This window comes from Leifsonia poae, assembly GCF_027921845.1.
In the GTDB taxonomy this organism is placed as follows: Bacteria; Actinomycetota; Actinomycetes; order Actinomycetales; family Microbacteriaceae; genus Leifsonia; species Leifsonia poae.
This window is the reverse complement of the sequence record NZ_BSEN01000013.1, coordinates 215,004-235,973: the sequence shown is the minus strand read 5'-3', so window position 1 is coordinate 235,973 and position 20,970 is coordinate 215,004. Positions and strand designations below refer to the sequence as shown.

Sequence of the window (20,970 nt, the reverse complement as noted above, 5' to 3'; positions counted from 1 at the left end):
CGCCCGCCTTCTCAGGCGTGGTGCGCCGGTCTGCGGGCGGGCGATTGCGAACCTACCGAGCCGGCGAACGGCCGGAACGGCCCTGACAGGGCAAGATGGGCGCGTGAGCCCCCGATCGGATCGTGCCGCCCCGCAGTCTGCGGCTCCGTCCGAACGCCCGCTCGAGGTCGTCGGCGCCGTGATCGCGTCGTCCGGCCGTGTGCTCGCCTGTCGCCGCGCTCCGGGCAAGGATGCGGCAGGCACGTGGGAGTTCCCCGGCGGCAAGGTCGAGACCGGCGAGAGCCCGCAGGATGCGCTGGTGCGCGAGATCCGCGAAGAGCTGGGGGTCGGCATCCGGGTCGGCGCACTGCTCGACCGCAGCGTCACCGCCGTCGGCACGCGGCTGATCGCGTTGAGCTGCTACGACGCCGAGCTCGTGGATGCCCGGCCCGAGGCGAGCACGGACCACGATCGCATGGAGTGGGTGCGCATCCCGGAGCTGGCGGCGCTGGACTGGGCGTCGCCCGACCTGCCCGCGGTGCAGCGCCTCCTCGCCCGGGGCTGAGCCCGGCCGGCCCCGGCTAGCATGAACGACATGGTCGGAGCACAGGCATGAGGGCACTCGTCTACGACCGGTTCGGCGGCCCGATCACCCTGCGCGAGGTACCCGACCCCGTCGCGCCCGATGGCGGCGCCGTCATCCGCGTGGCCGCCTCCGGGCTCTGCCGCAGCGACTGGCACGCCTGGGCCGGGCACGACGACAGCGTGCACCTCCCCCACGTGCCCGGTCACGAGTTCGTGGGAACCGTTGCGGCCGTCGGATCCGGTGTTCGCGACTGGCGCGTCGGCGACCGCGTGACGGCCCCCTTCGTCAACGGATGCGGCCGCTGCGAATGGTGCGCCCGCGGCGAGGCGCAGGTGTGCCCGGATCAGACGCAGCCCGGGTTCACGCACTGGGGATCGCACGCCGAGCTGGTGAGCATCCGGGCCGCCGATCTCAACCTGGTCGCGGTTCCCGACGCCCTGACGGATGAGGCCGCCGCGAGCCTCGGTTGCCGGTTCGCCACGGCCTACCGGGCGGTGCGGGTGCGAGCGGCCGTGCAGCGCGGCGAGTGGGTCGTCGTGTACGGCGCCGGCGGCGTCGGCCTGAGTGCGGTCATGATCGCGGAGGCACTCGGAGCACGCGTCGTCGCGGTGGACCGCAATCCCGCGGCGCTCGAACTCGCCCGTCAGGTGGGGGCTGAGCACACCGTGGTCGCAGGCACGTCGACCGTCGCCGAGGTGCACGATCTCACCGGCGGTGGCGCGCACGTCAGCGTCGACGCCGTCGGGTCGGCGACGACCAGCACGGATGCCGTGCTCTCGCTCCGGCGTCGCGGGCGGCACGTGCAGATCGGGCTGCTCGCCCACGATCAGCTGCCCGTGCTGCCCCTCGATCGGGTGATCGCCTGGGAGCTCGACCTCCTCGGCAGTCACGGCATGGCGGCGGCCGACTATCCGGGGATGCTCGCCCTCGTCGCCGACGGAGCGCTCCGCCCGCAGGACCTGCTGGGCGACGTCGTCGCGCTCGAACAGGGCGGACCCCTGCTGGAACGGATGGAGGTCGCGCCGCCGACCGGCATCACGGTGCTCGTCCCCGGCGACCTCCCGCAACACTGACGCCGCACTCCGGCGGGGCCGTCCACAGGAACCCCTGCTACGGTTCGGGAGTCGGCAGTGCGCCGACTTCAGGGAAGATGCCTCGTTGACCGAATGGATCATCCGATCCGGCCACGATCCCGTCGCCTCCTCTGTGCCTATCAGAGGAGCGCCATGTCCGCGTCCGTGAAAGCCGTCGTCTACTGCGAGGGGCTCTTCGGAGAGCAGGACGGAAAGACCGCCAACGGTCTCGTCCGTCATTCCGAGAAGTACGAGATCCTGAGCGTCGTGGACAGCACGCACGCCGGCGAGGATGCGGGACTCATCCTGGACGGGGTGCGCAACGGCATCCCGGTGCTCGCCAGCCTCGCCGAGTCGATCGCGCACGCCGGCGGCGTGCCCGACACGCTGATCTTCGGGATGGCGCCGGCTGACGGCCTGCTCACCGAGAGCCAGCGGGCGGTGCTGCTCGACGGGATCGACCGCGGCATGAACCTGGTGAACGGCCTGCACGAGTTCCTCAACGACGACGCAGAGTTCGTCGCGGCTGCTCTGCTCGCCGGCGTGATGATCACCGACGTCCGTCGCCCGAAGGAGATGAAGGACCTGAAGCTGTTCACCGGTCGCATCTTCGATGTCACCTGCCCGCGCATCGCGGTGCTCGGCACCGACGGTTCGGTGGGCAAGCGCACGACGGCCACCCTGCTCACGCAGGCTCTGAACGCTCAGGGCATCCGCGCCGTGATGATCGGCACCGGCCAGACGGCGCTGATCCAGGGCGCGCGTTATGCGGTCGCGCTCGACGCGACCATCCCCCAGTTCTGCTCGGGCGAGGTGGAGGCGCAGGTCGTCTCCGCGTGGGAGAACGAGGACCCGGACGTGATCATCGTCGAGGGCCAGGGCGCCCTGAGCCACCCCGCCTACCTCAGCTCCGGCGCCATCCTCCGCGGGAGTCGGCCGCAGGGCGTCATCGTGCAGCATGCGCCGGCGCGCACCATGCTCGGGGACTTCCCGATGATGCCGACCCCGACGGCGGCGAGCGAGATCACCCTGATCGAAGCATTCGCGGAGACGACGGTGATCGGCGTCACGATCAACCACGAGGGGATGACCGACACCGAGATCGGCCGGTCCATCGACGAGCACGAGCTCGAGCTCGGTCTTCCCGCCACCGACCCGCTGACCCGCCCGCTCGACCGGCTGGTCGACATGGTGCTGCTCGCCTTCCCGGAACTCGTCGACGGCAGGGTACTGACGGCCTGATGCGCTGAGCCCTAGGCTCTGACCATGCCGGCAGAGCGAGCCATCCGTCTCAGGCGTGAAGCCTGGGGTTTCGCGGTGGGTTCGCTGTTCTTCATGGTCGGCGCCGTCCCGTTCTACCAGGAGGCCGTCGGCACCGTCGTGGCCGACCTGACCTTCTTCGTCGGCGCGCTCTTCTTCACGGCGGCGGGGTTCATCCAGCTCGCGCTGAGCGGACGCCGCCCGCCGCGGCGCGGCGGCAACCGTCCAGACCGCTTCGACTGGTGGTCGGCGGCCGTGCAGTTCGTGGGGACCCTGTTCTTCAACATCAGCACGACGGATGCCCTGATCACCGCCATCAACAGCCAGACACAGCTGAGCAGCGGCTGGCGTCCGGATGCCTTCGGGTCCATCTGCTTCCTCGTCTCGAGCGCCTTCGCCGTCGCCGCGACCACGGAGCGGGACAGGCTGTGGGATCCCCGGGCACGCACGTGGCGGTGCACGTGGCTGAACATGCTCGGTTCGGTGCTCTTCGGCCTCTCCGCGATCGGGGCGTTCGTGCTGCCGTCGACCGACGATCTCGTCAGTCTGTTCTGGGCGAACGCCGGAACGTTCCTCGGCGCCGCGTGCTTCTTCGCCGCTGCCGTGCTGAGCCGCCGGGCGATTGCGCCTGCGGCCTCGCCTCGCTGATCGCGAAGGTATATCGTCCGGGCATGAACGCGATTCCCACCCACCAGTTGAACGACGGCCGCAGCATCGACGCGATCGGCTTCGGAACGTACCCGCTGAAGTCCGACGAAGGGGTGGCAGCCGTGACGAGCGCCCTCGAGCTGGGCTATCGGCTCATCGACACGGCGGTCAACTACGGCAACGAGGCGGCCGTCGGCCGCGCGGTCAAGGCCAGCAGCGTCCCTCGCGACGAGATCACCGTCACCACCAAGCTCCCCGGCCGGCATCACGGGTACGACGAGACCCTGGCCTCGTTCGACGAGTCCCGCGAGGCGCTCGACACCGACGTGATCGACCTCTACCTCATCCACTGGCCGAATCCGAGCGTCGACAAGTACGTCGACTCGTGGCGGGCGATGATCGCGCTGCAGAAGAACGGGGTCGTGCGCTCCATCGGCGTCTCGAATTTCACCGAAGAGTTCCTCACCCGGCTGGCCGACGAGACCGGCGTGCTGCCCGCGGTCAATCAGATCGAGATGCACCCCTACTTCCCGCAGGAGGCCCTGCGGGCCTTCCACGCCGAGCACGGCATCGTGACCGAGGCGTGGAGTCCCCTCGGACGCGCGAAGGCGATCATCTCCGAGCCCGCGATCACCGAGGCGGCCGAGCGTCACGGCGTCACGCCGGCTCAGGTGATCCTGCGCTGGCACACCCAGCTCGGCGCCGTGCCCATCCCCAAGTCGGAGAGCCCTGACCGTCAGCGCTCCAACCTCGACATCTTCGGCTTCGAGCTGGACACCGCCGAGCTCGACGCGATCACGGCGCTCGGCAGGCCCGACGGCCGGCTGTTCGACGCCGACCCCAACCGCCACGAGGAGATGTGAGCCGGCGGCCGGCCGGTCACCGGATTCTTCGAAAGTTCTCAGACAGGACGATCCGGCCCTCCGTCGAACGGCCGTAGCATCGCACTCTCCCCTACGCTGAGTCGCGGGCCGGGGGTCACCGCGCGGCCGATCGGGATGTCGCGGCGGTCACCGCCGAGGGGGAGGCCAGCCGTGCGCCGCAGCGCAGCCATCGTCATGTCCATCGTCGGTGCGCTCGCGCTGGCCGTCGGGGCCGTGTCGCCGGCCGTCGCCGGCACGAAGGCGCCGGCGCACCTCGTCGGCCACCTGGACTCTCTGACGTATGTCTCCGAGTTCGCGGGAGTCGTGGCTACGGGCTGGGTCATCGATCTGAACAATCCGCACTCGACCGACAGCATGCTGAGGATCACCAAGGAAGCGCCGGAGCAGCCTGAGCACGTCGTCTACCAGACGCCATCGTCCCTTCCACGCCCCGACGTGGGCAAAGCGTACCCGGCCGCCGGCCCGAACCACGGCTTCAGCAACGATTTCGGCCCGACGATCGCCGGCACCTATCGCATCTGCGTCGCCGTGACCGCGCAGGGGACGAAGACGCTCGGCAACACGGACGCGGCCGGTTACATCAGCCTCGGCTGCCTGTCGTACACGCTGCCGCACGCCAAGCTCGGCGGGAGGGTCGAGTCCCTGACGACGCCCACCGATCCGACGGGATACGGGATGGTCGCGACCGGCTGGATCAGCGACAACCTGCACCGTTCCGACGACCAGGTCGTCGGCGCACTGAGCCAGCGCCAGGACGACGGCTCCTACCGCAAGCTCGCCGTGATCGGCGGCGGCGATGCGGACCTCGCTCGGCCCGACATCGTGGCATCCCATCCGGGACTCGTCGGCGTCAAGGGCTTCACCATGCTGAGCTTGATCACACGCGCAGGGACCTATCGGGTCTGCGCGTCGGTGATCTCGAGCGCTGATCCTCCCCCGGCCCCCGTCGACCTCGGCTGCACGACGGCGACGTTCGCGGGCATGACGCGCACGATCGCCTCGTCTCTGAGCGGTACGCCGATACTGGGCGCCACACTGGCCGCCGATCCCGGGACCTGGAGCCCAGCACCCTCGGGCGTTGCCTACATCTGGCGCCGTACCACGACGACCGTGTCCACGTTCGGTTCGCCCGTTCCGAGGTCGGTGATGCACTCCACGTACCCTCTGGGTCCCGGCGACGTCGGTCACCAGATCGGCGTCGAAGCCGTCGTGAAAGCTCGGGGGACGCTCGGAGGCGACACCTGGATGCCTCCGGCGGGGATCGTGAGGATCCCTGGCGTAGCGACAACTCGCGTGCAGGCTCCTGACCGGTTCACGGAGTCGGTCGCGGTCTCCCAGCGCGCCTTCCCCGACTCGACGCACGGCGCGCCCGTGGTGTACGTGGCGTCGGGCACGGCCTTCCCGGATGCGCTCTCGGCTGGTCCGGCTGCTGCCCATCAGGGTGGCTCGCTCCTCCTGACCAATGCGCAGTCCGTGCCCGGTTCGGTCACCGCCGAGATCAGGCGCTTGCACCCTTCGAAGATCGTGGTCGTCGGAGGCCCCGCCTCCGTGAGCAACGCGGTCGCCGCGAAGCTCGCGTCGATGGCACCGACGGTGCGGTTGTCGGGGGCCGATCGTTATGCGGTGTCCCGCGCTGTCGACCGCTACGCCTTTCCTGCCGGCGCCGCGGCGGCCTTCGTCGTGACCGGCCTGAACTATCCGGACGCCCTTTCCGCGAGCGGCGCAGCGGCGTCGGTTGGCGCCCCCGTCGTCATGGTCAAGGGCACTGCGTCGCGCACGGACGCGGCGACGCTCGGGCTCCTGCGCTCGCTGCACGTCGGAGCCATCACGATCGCGGGTGGGACCGCATCGGTCAGCAGCGGCATCGCCGGCTCGCTCGGCAGCGGCATCACCGTCGCGCGAGCGGCGGGAGCCGACCGGTACGCCGTCTCGTCCGCCGTGAACGGGCTGACGTTCACGACGGCGAACACGGTGTACCTCGCGACCGGTCTGAACTTCCCCGACGGTCTGAGCGGTGGCGCGCTGGCGGGACGAGCCCACGGGCCGCTGTTCCTCACGAACGGAACGTGCGTTCCGCAGGCAGTGATCAGCTCGATCGCAAAGCTGCACGCGGCGAACGTCGTCATCCTCGGTGGAACCGGCTCGATGAACGCGATGCTCGACGACCTGTACGCCTGCGACCGCTGAATCGCAGCCGGTGACCGGCGTCAGTCGGCCACGGCCCGCACGCGGAGCTCGGCGGCGCTGACCCGGCGCCGGGCGACGACGCCTGCGTAGACGAGGGCCGCACCGATCACCGCGAACACCACGCATCCGCCCACGCCGAGCCAGGCACCGGCCGCATCGCCCGCGGCGGCCGCTCGAAGCATCCCGAGCGCCGGTGATGTCGGGAGCACGGAGGCGAGCGACGCGAACACCGGGGGCACCGTCGAGGAGAGGCCGACTCCGAGCGCCACCACCGCGACGATGACGGCGATCAGCCGCCCGAACGCTCCGAAAGCAGCTGCCAGTCCCTGGTTCACGACCGCGAACACGGCACCGGTGATCATCGCGAGCCCCACGAAGCTCAGCCAGGCCGCCGTGCCGACATCGAACCCGATCAGCAGCACGGCACCGGTGGCGAGACCCTGCGCCAGTCCGAGCACGGCGCTCGCAGCGACCGAGCGTGTGGCGATCGAGAGTGACGACACCGAAGACATCAGCTCCCTGGTCGGCACCGGCCGGCGCGCGAGCGCGATGACCATGCCGCCGATCCAGAGCGCGACCACGCAGAACAACGGCACCGAGAGCACCCCGGCCGACGGCGGCGCCTGTTCGGTCAGAACGGGCTGTGAGACCACCTCGGAGAGCACGGCGATGTCGTCGTCACTGTAGGTCGGGATCTTCTGCACCGCCATGTCCAGGCCGTCCGACACCTGCGCGGCTCCCCCGGCGACCTGCGCCGAGCCGGATGCGAGACTCGCCGCGCCGCTGTTCAGCGACGCTCCACCGCTGTCCGCCTGTGCGGCTCCGGACGCGACCTGGGACGCCCCGGCGGCGGATTCGCCGATCCCCGCGACCAGCTGCGGCATCGCGGCCGCCAGCGCCTGGTTGCCCGCTGCGACCTGGTCGGCGCCGCCGGCGAGTGCGGCGACCTGGTCGCTCGCCGCCGTGAGCTGGGCCAGCGCCGCCTTCGCGCGATCGCACACCCGGCCCGGCGTCTGACAGAGCTGTGTCACCGTGGCGGAGAACGAGGCGACGGCGCCGCCCAGTCCCGCCGCCGCAGCATCCGTCCCCGCCGCCACCTGCTCCGCGCCCTGCGCGAGCTGGCTGGTCTGCCCCGGCAGCCCCTGCGAGGCCGCGTCGAGGCTGTTCAGCCCGCCTGCGAGGGAGGACGCCCCAGCGTCGAGCGAGCTCAGCCCCGACGCCAGCGACGACGCACCAGAGGCCAGCGACGACGCTCCTGATGCGACGGACGATGCCCCCGACGACACGCTCGCGGCCCCGGATGCGGCCTGAGCGATCTGCTGGTTGATGGTGTCGAACCCCGTGTACACATTGGTGAGGTACTGCTCGATGAGCTGCCGGTTGAGCGACGCGGTCGCCGCCGTGGTGATCGAGTCGGTCAGCGCCGGGTCGATGAAGGCGGATGCCGGGCTCGTCTCGATCGTCAGGTGAGCGTGTTCCGCGTCGGCGGCCGGCCCGGAGATCGAGGTCGCGTTCGCCGAGAATTCGGACGGGATGGTGACCAGCGCCGCGTAACGGCCGGAGAGGAGTCCCGCTTTCGCCTCCGCGTCGTTGGTGAGGATCCAGGTGAAGTTCCCGACGGCGGGCGTCGAGCCGTTCACCGCAGGGGACGTCGGCGACGGGGTCGGCGTGATGGTCGGGGTGGGAGTGGGGGTCGCGGTGGCCGCACTCGATCCCGAGACACCGGGAGTCGGGGTGGGCGCACCCGAGGTCGTGGAGGGCGCATCGCCGGCGATGAGACCGGCCGCGAACTGCCGCCCCAATGGCACGCTCGTCCCGTTGATGGTGACCGGGACATCGTCGTTCACGATGGCCGCGGTCACGCGCTGCAGATCGGCCGTCGGTGTCGCCAGCGCCCAGGTGAGCAGACCCCCGACCACGACCGGGAGCAGCACCAGCCCGGCGACCGTCCAGCCCCCGATCCTCTCCAGACCCGCGCGTGCCGAGAACGGCCGGCCGGCCATGTCAGCTCACCGCCGTGAGGGAGGGGCGCCGTGCGGGCGCCAGGTGTACGACCTGCACGGCCATCGAGCGCGGTAGCAGTCCGTCGAGGTCGGCGGGGTCGGCGCACGTCGCGACGATCGTGAGCGACACGTCGCGTTTGGCGGCCGCACGCGCGGCATGGAGCAGCACGTCGGCGATGTCGTCACGCAGTTCGGGGTGTCGCACCGCGTCGAGATCGTCGAGCATCACGATCACCGCCCGGTTCGACACGGCCACCCGCACGGCGTCGACCGGGTCGGGCGACGATGCCAGCCGGGCGATCCCCACCCGGGAGCGCACCGTGGCCGCACGCATGGGCAGCGCGACGCCTGCCACCTTGAGCCGACCTCCGGTCACGGGCAGCCGGCCGGCGAGCGCATGCAGCAGCACGCTCCTCCCGCTCTCGGGATCGCCGGCGAGCACCAGCGCGTCACCGGCCGCGACGGTGACGCCGAAACCGTCGACGATCGTCGCTCCTCCGCTCACCACCGTCACGTCCTCGGCGACGATCGCGTGCGCATCCCCCGGCTCCGGCCAGTCGGCGAGCTCGAGCTCCCTGTGCAGGCCCTCCCCCTCCACGTCGAACTTCGGCAGGGCGCGGTCCAGCCAGCGCGGGATCCACCACGCCTTGTCTCCGAACAGCATCAGTACCGCCGGGATGAGGGACATGCGCACCACGAAGGCGTCGATCGCGACGCCCACGGCGAGACCGAGCGCGATCGGCTGGATCGAGGCATCCCCCGACGGGATGAACGCGGCGAACACCGCGAACATGATGATGGCGGCGGCCGTGACGACGCGCGCCGAGCCGACGAACCCCGACGGGATGGCGTGCCGTGCGTCGCCGAAACGCACATAGTCCTCGCGCATCCGGCTCACGAGGAACACCTCGTAGTCCATCGCCAGGCCGAACAGCACGCCCATCAGGATGATCGGCATGAAGCTGATCACCGAGCCGAGCGTCGCGACATTGAGCGGGCCGGCCAGGAACCCGTCGACGAAGACCAGGGTGGTGATGCCGAAGGCAGCCCCGACGGAGAGCAGGTAGCCGAGCGCCGCCGTCACCGGCACGACGATCGAGCGGAAGACCATCGCCAGCAGCACCAGCGAGAGACCGACGACGAGCAGCGCGAACGGCAGCAGTGCCTGGCCGAGCCGGGCCGAGATGTCGATGCCGGCCGCCGTGTAACCCGTGACAGACAGGTCGACTCCGTAGGTCTTCTCGAAATCGTCGTGCATGGACCGCAGCCCGGCCACGAGCGCCTTCGTCTGCTCCGAGTCGGGACCGCCCTCCGGGATGACCTGCACGATCCCGGTGTCGCCGGTCTCGTTCGGCGTCGAGAGCGGCACCGCAGCGACTCCGGGCAGCGTCGCGATCTCCGCGCCGAGCTCGTTCATGAGCCCGACGGGATCGGTGCTCTGGATGATCGAGCCGGTGACGATGAGCGGACCGTTGTAGCCGGGCCCGAACTCCTGCGCGATGAGGTCGTAGGTGATGCGCGCCGGGGCGTGCTCGTCGAGCGACCCGGCGTCGGGCAACGCCAGCCGCAGGTGGGCGGCGGGCACGGTCGCGAGGCCGAGCACCGCGACGATCGCGACCACGGTGACGATGGGCCACTTCGTGACCGCGCGCACCCAGCCGAGGAAGAACCCGCGCGGCGGAGCCGGCGGCGTCTCGGCCGCTTCCGCGTCGGCGGAGGGGACGACCGCAGCCTCGGCGGCGGGGGCGTCCGCCTCGTCTTCTGCCCCTTCCGCGTCCTCCTCCGTATCCGGGACGTCGTCGGGAGCGGCATCCGGCTCGTCGACCGCCGGCTGCGGACGGTAGCGTTTCGCCACGATCCGGATGCCCGCGAAGCCGAGCAGTGCGGGCGTGAGCGTCATCGAGATCACGACCGCGATCGCCACCGCGAGGGCGGCCGCCACGCCCATGGTCGTCAAGAACGGGATGTTCGCGACGCTGAGCCCCAGCAACGCGATGATCACCGTGATGGCGGCGAACACCACCGCAGAGCCGGCGGTGGCCACCGCGCGGGCGGCGGACTCCTCCGGGTCGAGTCCCTGTTTCACCTGGTCCTGGTGCCGAGAGACGATGAACAGCGCGTAGTCGATGCCGACCGCCAGCCCGAGCATGAGGGAGAGCAGCGGCGTCGTCGAGGTGATGGTGACGAACCGGGTCGCGATGGTGATGATGGCCAGCGAGGTGCCGACTCCCAGGAGCGCGGTGATGAGCGGAAGACCGGCGGCGACGAACGAGGCGAACGTGAACACCAGCACGATGAAGGCGATCGCGATGCCGAGCAGCTCGGTGATGCTGATGCCGGTGGCGGTCTGCGAGAAGACCTGACCGCCCACCGCGACCTGCGAGCCGCTCGGCAGAGCGTGCTCGAGCGTGACGCCGGCGGCTTGCAGGGCATCCATCGTCGTGGGCGTCACCGCGGTCTGCGCGACCGCAAGCTGAATCGGCACCAGCGCAGACGTCGAGCTCTCGTTGATGTTCCCGGTCGTGGTCGTCCCGTACGGCGACGTGGCCGAGGAGACCTGGGGGATGGCGGAGATGGCCGTGACCGAGCTCTCGATCGCGCTCTGGTACGCCGGGTCGCGGATGTCCCCGCCCTTCGCGGCGACCACGATCATCTGCGCCGACGTGCCGCTCACCTGCGGGAAGGTGCGCGCAAGGGCGTCGAGCGCCTGCTGCGATTCGGTGCCGGGGATCGTGTAGGTGTTGTCGGTCCCCGTGCCCAGAAGCGCGGCGCCGGCGACGATCAGGACGAGGGCCGCGAGCCACAGCGTCAGCATCAGTCGGCGCGCTCGATAGGCCCATCGGCCCAACGCATAGAGAACGGAAGACACTCGCGTACCTCTTCGGGTTCGCAGCCGCGGAATGGGGAGCGTCCGCTGAGGCTGACACCTCAATGTAGGACTGGCCGTCTACCCGGGCAACAGTTTTTCCTCAGTCGGAGAGGATGCGCGCCAGCGCCGCGCTCTGGTGGCGGTGCCCGAGCAGCTCGTAGCCGACCACGACCACGGCCGGCGACAAGGTCACGAGCACGAGGCTCACTCCCAGCGGAGCGCCCGCCGCCGCCAGCCAGACGGCTGCGGCGAGCATCGCCACCGTGCCCAGGAAAAGACCGATGTGGAACGAGTCCCCTTCGTGCATCAGATACGTGTAGAGCAGGAAGAGAACGATCGAGAACACCAGCACCGGCACGGCGATGCTCAGCACGGCGCCCGTCGTACCGATCGTTGCTTCTCCCTGGATGACGTAGGCCGCGACGTGCAGCCCCGCCCCCGTCGCGGCGATGGACGCGAAGAGAAGGATGTGACCATAGCCCCACACCACCGCGCGGTGGCGGTACCGCGCGAGCACCTCGCCGGAGGGGACGATGAAGTACGACCACCAGAGACCGAAGGTGAGCCCGACCCCGGCCACCACGATGAGCACGGCTTCCAGGCTCCAGCCCTGCTTCGCGACGATGGCGGCTACCGAGGTCACGGTTCCGAACAGCACCTCGCCGAGCGCGATGATCGTGAGCAGCCCGTAGCGTTCGGCGATATGGCTCGCGTTCCAGGGGGTCCCGCCCAGCCTGGTCTCCGCGACGATCGGGCCGCCCATCTCGACCACGAACAGCACGGCGGCGACACCGACGACCGTCTCGAACGGCACGTGGGCCACGGCCAGCGCGACCCAGCCGACCTGAGCGGCGGCCACGAACCCCGCGTACGTGAGTGCGACCCTGCGCCGTGGCGGATCCTGCACGGCCGCTCGGAGCCACTGGGCGACCAGGGCGATCCGCATGACCACGTAACCGGCGACCATCACCCCGTTGTCGAACGACGCGCCGTGGTCGACCGACGCGAACATCTCCGGCAGTCCCAGTGCGAGCACGATGACGCCGATCATCTGCACCATCGTGGCGACGCGGTAGAACCAATCGTCGGTGTCGTAGGCCGACGAGAACCACGAGAAGTTGATCCACGCCCAGCAGATGGCGAACATGGCGAAGGAGAAGGCGCCGATCCCGGGCAGCACGTGGCCCTCGGCGAGCAGGTGGGCGAGCTGTTCGCCCGCCTGGCCGAACGCGACGACGAACGCCAGGTCGAACAAGAGCTCGAGCGGAGTGGCGGCGCGATGCACCTCACCGGGGTCGCGCCCCGTCATCCGGTGCAGGCGATGACTGCGTTCGGTGAGTTCCGCCACGAAAGTCCTCCGGCCGTCGGCGACGAGCGAGTGCACCCATTGTGGCGGACGAGCAGGCGGGCGTCGATCGGCGACCGTCCACCAACCGGCGGTGAACCATTGCCTCCGCCCCCCGAACGGGGGTACGGTCCTGCGTGGAGAGCGCGCACCGCAGCGCGTTCGAATGGGGTGCGATCGTGATCCGTCGTCGTTTCGTCCTTCCGGCAGCCGCCACCGTCATCGCTCTCGCCGCCCTCGGCCTGAGCACCACGGGCGCCGCTGCCGTCGTTCCCGCTGCCGCCGCTCCCAGCGGCGGCACTGCCGCGAGCGGCGAAGCTGCGGGCTCGCCCGGCGCGGTCAGCCACCAGGCGCAGTCACGCAAGGACTGCGTCGGCACCGCGCGCAACACGGGGTCGAAGATCTGGTTCACCGTCGCCAACGGCATCCTGAGCGACGTCTACGCGCCGACGGTCGACGCCACCAACGTCGAGACGATGCAGTTCCTGGTGACCGACGGCTCCTCGTTCACCGATCTGCAGGCGCGGGACATGACGTACACGGCGGCCGCTGATGCCACAGGCATGATGTGCACGGTCACCTCGACCGCGAAGAGCGGCGCGTATCGCATCGTCACGACCTACCTGACGGATCCGTCGCGCGACAGCGTTGTCATCCGCACGCGGTTCCAGGCGCTGAAGGCGGGAGCCGGCGCCTACAAGCTCTACGTTCGACTGGACGCGAACGCGGGAGGCAACGGAGGGGGCGGCACCGCGAACGGCGGCGCCGACACCGCCGTCGTCGACACCTCCTCCGGCACGGCCGTTCCGGTCACCTACGACACGAACACGATCAGCCAGGCGAATCGCACCGCCTACGCCGTGCCGTCGTATCTCGCCCTGCGCGGCGACCGGCCGTTCTCATCGCTGAGCAGCGGGTTCGTGGGAACGGCCAGCGATTCCATCACGCAGCTCGACGCCACGCACACGCTCAGCCCCGCCACGGCGACCGCCACCGGTGGCAACGTGGAGCAGACCGTCGGTGTCGCCCGCGACCGTTCGGGCAACGCGACCCTCGCGCTCGGCTTCGGAAGCACGCAGTCGTCCGCCGTGAAGACGGCCGGCGCCACGATCGGCAGCTCCGCCCTGAAGCTCACCGCGTCGTACCTCGGCGGCTGGCTGAAATACGATGCGGGGCTGCGCGTCCCGTTCCTCACCGCTCCCGGCCTCTCCGGATCCCAGCGCCTCGCCGCGATCAAGAACTACTACCAGTCGGCGAACGTCGTGAAGGCGTCGGAGGACAAGAAGTACCCCGGCGCGATCGTCGCGGGGTTGGATGCTCCCTGGGGCCAGTCGATCGTCGCGAACGACCCGAACAACCTCTTCAGCAACGGCTACCGCGAGGTGTTCTCCCGCGATCTCTACGAGGCGTGGACCGCCCTCTACACCGACGGTGACCTCGCGACGGCGCGGGACACCGTGCGGTACCTGCTGCTGAAGAGCCAGCAGGCCAACGGATCGCAACCCCGCAACTCACTGCTCGACGGCACGAAGGCCGCCGACGCCTTCAACGACCAGCTGGATGAGACGGCGTACCCGATCCTGATGGCGCTGCAGTCGGGACTCGCCTCCGACAACACCCTCTGGCCGCACGTGAAGTCGGCCGCGAACTTCCTCATCAGCCACGGCCCGAGCTTCGGCGTCGAGCGCTGGGAGGAGCAGACGGGCTACTCCCCCTCGACCATCGCCGCCGAGATCGCCGCCCTCGTGGCCGGCGCCGCCATCGCCGACGTTCACGGAGACGCGGCGAGCGCCCGCGTCTGGCGCGCGACCGCCGACCAGTATCAGCGGAACATCACGGCCTGGGGCGTGACCACGAACGGTCCGCTCTCATCGTCGCCGTACTTCATCCGGCTGTCGAAGACCGGCGACCCGAACGCGGCGATCAGCTACAACACCGGCAACGGCGGCCCGACGCTCGACCAGCGCGCGATCGCCGATGCCGGCTTCCTCGAGTACGTGCGCCTGGGCATCCTGCCCGCAACCGATCCCGTGATCGCGAACTCGCTGAAGGTCGTCGACGCGACGATCAAGCGCCCGACGGCGAGCGGTACCGGCTGGCTGCGCTACAACGGCGACGGTTACGGAGACTGCGTGGTCGGCGCCGGAACGAGCTGCACGATCGACGGAGCGCCGTGGACGAACTCCGGGGCGAACACCGGCACCGGGCATCCGTGGCCGGTGCTCGGAGCGGAGCGGGCTCAGCAGTACATCGCCCTGGGCCAGAAGAGCACGGCCTCGGGCATCCTGGCGACGATCAACCGGATGAACTCCGGGCCCGGCCTCGTGCCCGAGCAGGTCTGGGATGCTCCGAATCTGCCGCGTTCGCCCTACGGGACAGACCCGGCCACGGCATCCATCGGCTTCGTGAACGGCCAAGCGGACGGATCGGCGTCGCCGCTCACCTGGGGTTCCGCGTCGCAGGTGCGGCTGACCGCCGACCTCGCAGCGGGGCGCAGCCTCGAGCAGCCGGCCCAGGTGCGTGACCGCTATGTGACGCACACCCAGGCGAGCACGCCGCTGACGGTCACCTCGCCCGTCGACGGAACCGCCGCCAGCGCGACGATCACCGTCACCGGCACGGCCGTGCCGGGCGCCTCCGTCGACATCGCGGATGTCGCCACCGACGGAGACTCGGCGACGACCGTGACGCATGTGACCGCCGGCGCCGGCGGCGCGTTCAGCGTGCCGATCACGGCAGCAGCCGGCACCAACGTACTGGTCGTCACGTCGACGGCGCCGGGAGGTGGAACGGCGCAGGTCGTGCGCTCGGTGGTCAATGATGTGGTGGAGGGCACGCTGCTGTTCACGGCCGACGACCCGAACGGCGACGACAACGGGCCGGGGAACTACGCGTATCCGACGTCGGGCGACTTCCACGCGGGAGCCTTCGACCTCACGAAGTTCCAGGTCTACGACACGGGCTCCACGATTACGTTCCGGATGCAGACCGCCGACCTCACGCCGACGTTCGGCTCGACGAACGGCGCCCAGCTCGTCGATGTCTACGTCGGGCAGCCCGGCGCCGCTACAACGTCTTCTGCGGCCTCGTACCCGAGCATGAACTACCAGGTCGCCCCCGCGTGGAGCCGCCTGATCGAGGCCCAGGGCTTCACCGGCAGCAAGATCCTGGATGCGTCCGGCGCCTCGACAGGTGTGGTCACCGTGAGCGCCAACGCGGTGTCCCGCTACACGACGTTCAGCGTGACCAAGACGGCGCTCGGCGGCACGCCGGCATCCGGATGGTCGTTCGCGATCGCCCTCACCGGCCAGGACGGCACCCATGGCGTCGACCAGACCCGCTCCTTCACCGCGACGCCCGGCGCCTACTCCTTCGGCGTCTGCGTCCCCGGAGGATCGAGCCCGCTGTGCTCCGCCGACCCGAACACCGTGCCCAAGGTGATGGACACGATCGTCCCCTCGGGTACGACCCAGGCCGACGAGCTCAACTACGGCGTGCACAGCCCGGTGGTGCTGAAGGGCGTGGTGGTGCCGTAGTCGCCGGATCGCGCAGCTAGCCCGTCGTCAGCACGATCTGCGCGTCTTTGCGCGCCTGCGAGCCCTCGCCGGGCGACACGTCGGCCACGCTCGCACCCGGGGTCGGCGTCGCGCCTCCCGGGCCTTGCACCACGACGTTCGTGAAGCCGGCGGCTGTCAGTGCCGCTTGCGCGTCCGTCACCGCCGAACCGATCAGCCCCGACGGCACCGCGGCCAGCAGCCCGTTGCTGGTCTGCAGCGTGATCTGGGTCCCCGCGGCGACCGTGGTGTCCGACGTCGGGGAGGTGGCGGCGATGGTTCCTGCCGGCTGCGTTCCGTCGACGGGCGTCGGGTCGACGGAAACGGTGAGCCCGAGTCCCTGCAACGTCTTGGTGGCCTCGTCGGTGGTCTTGCCTGTGACATCCGGCACCGTGATCTGGGAACCGTAGAGCATCGCATCCGAGGGCGGCGTGAAGTCGCTGCCGCCGTAGATCCCATTGATCGCCTGCAGGATGGGGCGCGCGATCTCGAACTTCACGTCGCCGCCGCCCACACCGTTGAAGTAGAGGCTGCGCAGCGGAGTCTGCCCCGAGACGTTCCCGACCCAGGTCGCCGTGGCCACCTTCGAGGTGGAGGTCACGAGCCAGTTCTGCAGGGAGTCGTCGGTCGTTCCGGTCTTGCCCATGATCGGCACACCGTCATCCGGGTTGGCGCTGGTGGCGGTTCCGTTGCTCATGACGCCCTGCAGCGCGTAGGTGACGCCCGCGGCGATGTCGGGGCGGAGGCCCTGCGTGCAGCTCGACGGGGTGACCTTGCGCGACGTGCCGTCCGGGTTGATGATCTTGTCGATCGCGACCGGGGTGCAGACGACACCGCCGTTGGCGATGCCGGCGTAGGCGGTCGCCATCGTCAGGGGCGACAGGTAGTTCACACCCAGGATCATCGATGGCACCGAGGTGAGCGGGTTCGCCGACGACGCCGGATGCACACCGAGGCTCTTGGCCGCGTTCAGGATCGAGCAGAGGTCGACCTGCGTTCCCATCTTGGCGAAGGCGGTGTTGACGGACTCGGCGGTCGCGGACAGCACGGACAGGTAGCTCGCGGAGCCCTCGTCGTTCGTGACCGGCCAGTCGGGTCCGTTGATGTCGGCGCACGTGTTGGTGAAGTCCGACGTCGGGAAGTCGTGCTGGGTCGCGTCGATACTGTCGTACAGGCTGTGGCCGGACTCCAGCCACGCGGCCAGGTCGAACGCCTTGAATGTCGACCCGGTCTGGAAGCCCTGCGATCCTCCGTAGGCCTGATCGGTGTTGTAGTTCACTGCCGTGGTGCCCGGCGACGGCTGATCGGTGTTGTTGAAGGCGCGGTTCTCCACCATCGTCACGATGCGCCCGGTGCCGGTCTCCATCGACACGTTCGACGCGCCCAGGTCGATGCCCTCCTCCGTCGCGGGGATGTACGAGCTCAGGGACTGCTGCGCGGTCGCCTGCAGGTCGAGGTTGAGCGTGGTGTAGATCTTCAGGCCACCGCGGGTGAGCGTGGCCCACCGGTCGTCGGACGTCTTGCCGAAGGCGGGATCGTTGAGCACCACGTCGCGCACGTAGTCGCAGAAGAACGCGGCGTTGTAGCGTGCTGCGGTGGCGCATCCGGAGGTCGACGGCATGATCGTCGGCGACACCGGGGTGGCCTTGGCCGCATCCCGCTGCGCCTTCGTGATCTTGTGATTCACGTACATGCGGTCGAGCACGTAGTCGCGGCGGTCTTTGGTGGCCTTGTAGCCGTTGGCCGCGCCATTGGCGGTGTTCTTGGGCTCGTCGATGCGCAGGTTGGCCGGATTGTTCAGCATCGCGACGAGCGTCGCCGCCTGCGGGAGGGTCAGCTTGTCCGCAGTGGTGTTGAAGTAGTAGTGGGCGGCGCTGGCGACGCCGTAGATCTGCCCGCCGAACCCGACGACGTTGAGGTAGCCGAGCAGGATCTCCTGCTTGGTGTACTTCTTCTCGATGCCGACGGCGTAGCGCATCTCCTGCACCTTGCGCTGGAGGGTGACACCGGCCGCATCCTGATAGCAGGCCTGCAGTTTCTTGGCGTCGGTGAGGGCGTCACAGCGCTGCACCTCGACGTTCTTCACGTACTGCTGGGTGATGGACGACCCGCCCTGCACGTTGTTGCCCACCACGGTGGAGAGAGCGCCTCGCACGGTGCCGAGCACGTCGATCGGACCGTCCGAGTAGTAGCGCGGGTCTTCGGCCGCGATCGTCGCGTCCTTCATCGTCTGCGAGACCTGAGTCCACGAGACGTTCTGGCGGTTCTGCGCGTAGAAGCTGGCGATGGGGACGTCCTTGCCGCCCTGCTTCGCGTAGAGAGTGGAGTTCTGCGCGAACGGGGCGATGGACAGCGTCGCCGGCAGCTGCTCGAAGCCGGACGCGGCGGCGGAGACCACACCGGTCATTCCCAGCAAGCCGGGGAGCACGGCGGCCGCGACGAGAACAGCGGCGACGAGGCTGGCGATGGCGAACTGGGCGAAAAGCCCGATGCGGCTCGTGGCCGGCTCGAGTTCATAGCTGCGGAGTGGCTCGAACCGCCGCCAGAACTCCGCTCGGCGTGCGGGATCGGCAGAGAACGGGTGGGAAGTCACGTCTCTACGCTGTCACGATGCGCTTTGAATGCCCTGACGCGACGCGGCGAACCCTTGGCACTCTCTCAGAAACCTGAGCGGAACTCCCGATCAGTGTCCGCGGCGCGTCGGGCGCAGACGCGTCTCCTCGACGTCGAGCATCGCCTCCGCCTCTTCGAAGATGCGCGACGGATAGCGTCCCTGCCGCCGCTCTTCCATCAGCTTGTTGCGCTCGGCGTCGACGACCGCGAGCCGGAGGGTGCGGTAGAGCAGGTGCGGCCGTTCGTTCACGGGGGCCGCAGAGAGCCTGGCCCGCTCCCAGGCCGCCTCGGTGCGCAGGAACGACGACTGCCGCACCCGCTCCACGACCTCGGGGTCGATGATCTCGTCGGTGCCGGCGGCGAGCGACGGGTCGTCGAGCACCTCGAGGCCGGCGTTGCTGAGGTCGTCGAGCAGCGCTGCGAGCTGACGGCGATCCTGATCGGGATCGGCGCCCTCCACCTTCAGCAACCGGATGAGTGCCGGCAGGGTTCCGCCTTGCACGATGAGACTGACGACGGCCACGGTGAACGCGATCAGGATGAGCTGCGGGCGGTACGGGAAGCCGTCTTCGGCGCCGGGCAGCGATTGCGCCGCGGCGAGCGTGACCACGCCGCGCATACCGGACCAACCGAGGATCACTCCCCCGCGCCAGTCGATCCGCTGCTCTCGCATCGCCTCCAGGTCGGCACGCATCCGCCCGTACCGGCGCTCGGCGAGGTCTTTGCGCCGACGTTGGTGCACGGTCTCGACCGGATGGTTGCGGTAGTAGCTGACCAGCAGGAGCTCGTGGAGGGTTCGCTTCTCCGCGCGCTCCGTGCGTCTTCGCAAGCCCCAGACCAGCGGGATCGCCCAGGCGAACCGGATGATGATGAGCACGGCGAGCGCGAGCAGGCCGATGCCGACCGACTCCCAGACGCCGAGCAGTTCATCGTCGGCCTGCACGTCTTCGACGAGCGTGCGGATCTCGAGCCCGATGACGAGGAACACCGCGTTCTCGAGCAGGAACTGGATCGTCCCCCAGTTGATGCGGTCGGTGATCCTCGCCTGGGCGGTGAACGCCTTCGGACTCGCGTAGCCCGTGTAGAGCCCGGCGACCACGACCGCGAGCACACCCGAGCCACCGATCGCCTCCGCCGGCATGAAGGCGGCGAACGGCACCGCGATCGAGAGGGCGGTGTCGAGCAGCGGGTCGGAGAGCTTCGACCGCACGTAGACCGACAGGAAGCCCGCGGCCAGGCCGACGGCGATGCCCGCGATGGTCGCGTAGAAGAAGTCGAGCACGCCGGCGAACGGCGTCGCCAGCAGACCGGCCGCGGCGGCGGTCGCGGTGCGCAGCAGCACCAGGGCGGTGGCGTCGTTGACGAGCCCCTCGCCCTCGAGCAGCGTCAGCAGCCGGGGCGGGAGACCGAGGCGACGGCCGATGGACGTGGCCGCCACGGCATCCGGTGGGCTGATGATGGCGCCGAGCGCGATCGCTCCCGGGAGGCTCAGCTGGGGCAGCAGTGTGTACAGCAGCCAGCCGGAGACGAAGGCGGTCAGGATGACGAGAGCGACCGACAGCCCGGCGATCGGCGCGAGGTCTCGCCGGAAGTCGGCGAGCGGAAGCCGGATGGCGGCGGCGTACAGGATCGGCGGCAGCACCGCGTCGAGCACGATCTCGTGCGGGATCTCGATGGACGGGACGCCCGGGAGATAGGAGAGCGTGACCCCGACGACGACCAGGATGATGGGCGCGGCGACGCCCAGCCGCCTCGAGAAGGCGGCGACGGCCACGATCACGGCTATGCCGATGACGGCATAGAAACCCAACTCCATCCACCAAGCCTACGGACTGCGGTCGTTCAGATCGAACGGATGACGCAGCGCTGCGTGCGACGACTGCTCTACCCCTCGGTCACCGCGCCGGAGTAGATTCGTCAGGCGCTGCATCCTCTCCGCGGGTCCCCGCGGAGATCCCCATCACCGGGA

12 protein-coding genes are annotated in these 20,970 nt (G+C 69.7%); 7 read left to right on the top strand and 5 right to left on the bottom strand.

The window, feature by feature from the left end; genetic code table 11:
* Positions 1-103: 103 nt before the first annotated feature.
* The 6 genes from PKE84_RS14065 (at position 104) to PKE84_RS14040 (ending at position 6,617) form a co-directional block, all read left to right on the top strand.
* Positions 104-544: a (deoxy)nucleoside triphosphate pyrophosphohydrolase gene (locus PKE84_RS14065; protein WP_271177887.1), complete on the top strand. Its 441-nt coding sequence runs from the start codon at positions 104-106 to the stop codon at positions 542-544.
* 47 nt (positions 545-591) lie between these two features.
* On the top strand, positions 592-1,638 hold the full coding sequence (locus PKE84_RS14060) for a zinc-binding dehydrogenase (RefSeq protein WP_271177886.1): 1,047 nt from the start codon (positions 592-594) through the stop codon (positions 1,636-1,638).
* A gap of 153 nt (positions 1,639-1,791) precedes the next feature.
* A complete protein-coding gene (locus tag PKE84_RS14055; protein ID WP_271177885.1) occupies positions 1,792-2,880 on the top strand; it encodes an N-acetyltransferase DgcN family protein in 1,089 nt (362 codons plus the stop codon).
* Positions 2,881-2,904: 24 nt separating this feature from the next.
* Positions 2,905-3,546, top strand: coding sequence for a hypothetical protein (locus tag PKE84_RS14050; protein WP_271177884.1), 642 nt, complete (start codon positions 2,905-2,907; stop codon positions 3,544-3,546).
* Between the two features lie 23 nt (positions 3,547-3,569).
* A complete protein-coding gene (locus PKE84_RS14045; protein ID WP_271177883.1) occupies positions 3,570-4,409 on the top strand; it encodes an aldo/keto reductase in 840 nt (279 codons plus the stop codon).
* A gap of 171 nt (positions 4,410-4,580) precedes the next feature.
* Positions 4,581-6,617: a cell wall-binding repeat-containing protein gene (locus tag PKE84_RS14040; RefSeq protein ID WP_271177882.1), complete on the top strand. Its 2,037-nt coding sequence runs from the start codon at positions 4,581-4,583 to the stop codon at positions 6,615-6,617.
* Positions 6,618-6,637: 20 nt separating this feature from the next.
* On the opposite strand, the gene PKE84_RS14035 is transcribed toward PKE84_RS14040, so the two are convergent.
* From PKE84_RS14035 to PKE84_RS14025, 3 genes are all read right to left on the bottom strand, one after another.
* Complete coding sequence (locus PKE84_RS14035; RefSeq protein ID WP_271177881.1) at positions 6,638-8,620, bottom strand: YhgE/Pip domain-containing protein; 1,983 nt, start codon at positions 8,618-8,620, stop codon at positions 6,638-6,640.
* Between the two features lies 1 nt (position 8,621).
* On the bottom strand, positions 8,622-11,435 hold the full coding sequence (locus PKE84_RS14030) for an MMPL family transporter (protein ID WP_271177880.1): 2,814 nt from the start codon (positions 11,433-11,435) through the stop codon (positions 8,622-8,624).
* Between the two features lie 154 nt (positions 11,436-11,589).
* Entirely contained in the window at positions 11,590-12,837 is a 1,248-nt protein-coding gene (locus PKE84_RS14025; protein ID WP_271177879.1) for a low temperature requirement protein A, read from the bottom strand.
* Positions 12,838-12,971: 134 nt separating this feature from the next.
* Here PKE84_RS14025 and PKE84_RS14020 point away from each other — a divergent pair, with 134 nt between their 5' ends.
* On the top strand, positions 12,972-16,370 hold the full coding sequence (locus tag PKE84_RS14020) for a glucodextranase DOMON-like domain-containing protein (protein WP_271177878.1): 3,399 nt from the start codon (positions 12,972-12,974) through the stop codon (positions 16,368-16,370).
* 16 nt (positions 16,371-16,386) lie between these two features.
* Here PKE84_RS14020 and PKE84_RS14015 read toward each other — a convergent pair whose 3' ends face one another.
* Positions 16,387-18,981: a transglycosylase domain-containing protein gene (locus tag PKE84_RS14015; protein WP_271177877.1), complete on the bottom strand. Its 2,595-nt coding sequence runs from the start codon at positions 18,979-18,981 to the stop codon at positions 16,387-16,389.
* Between the two features lie 90 nt (positions 18,982-19,071).
* Positions 19,072-20,817 carry a cation:proton antiporter gene (locus tag PKE84_RS14010; RefSeq protein WP_271177876.1) on the bottom strand — a complete coding sequence of 582 codons (1,746 nt, stop codon included), beginning with the start codon at positions 20,815-20,817 and terminating at the stop codon, positions 19,072-19,074.
* Positions 20,818-20,970 lie beyond the last annotated feature (153 nt).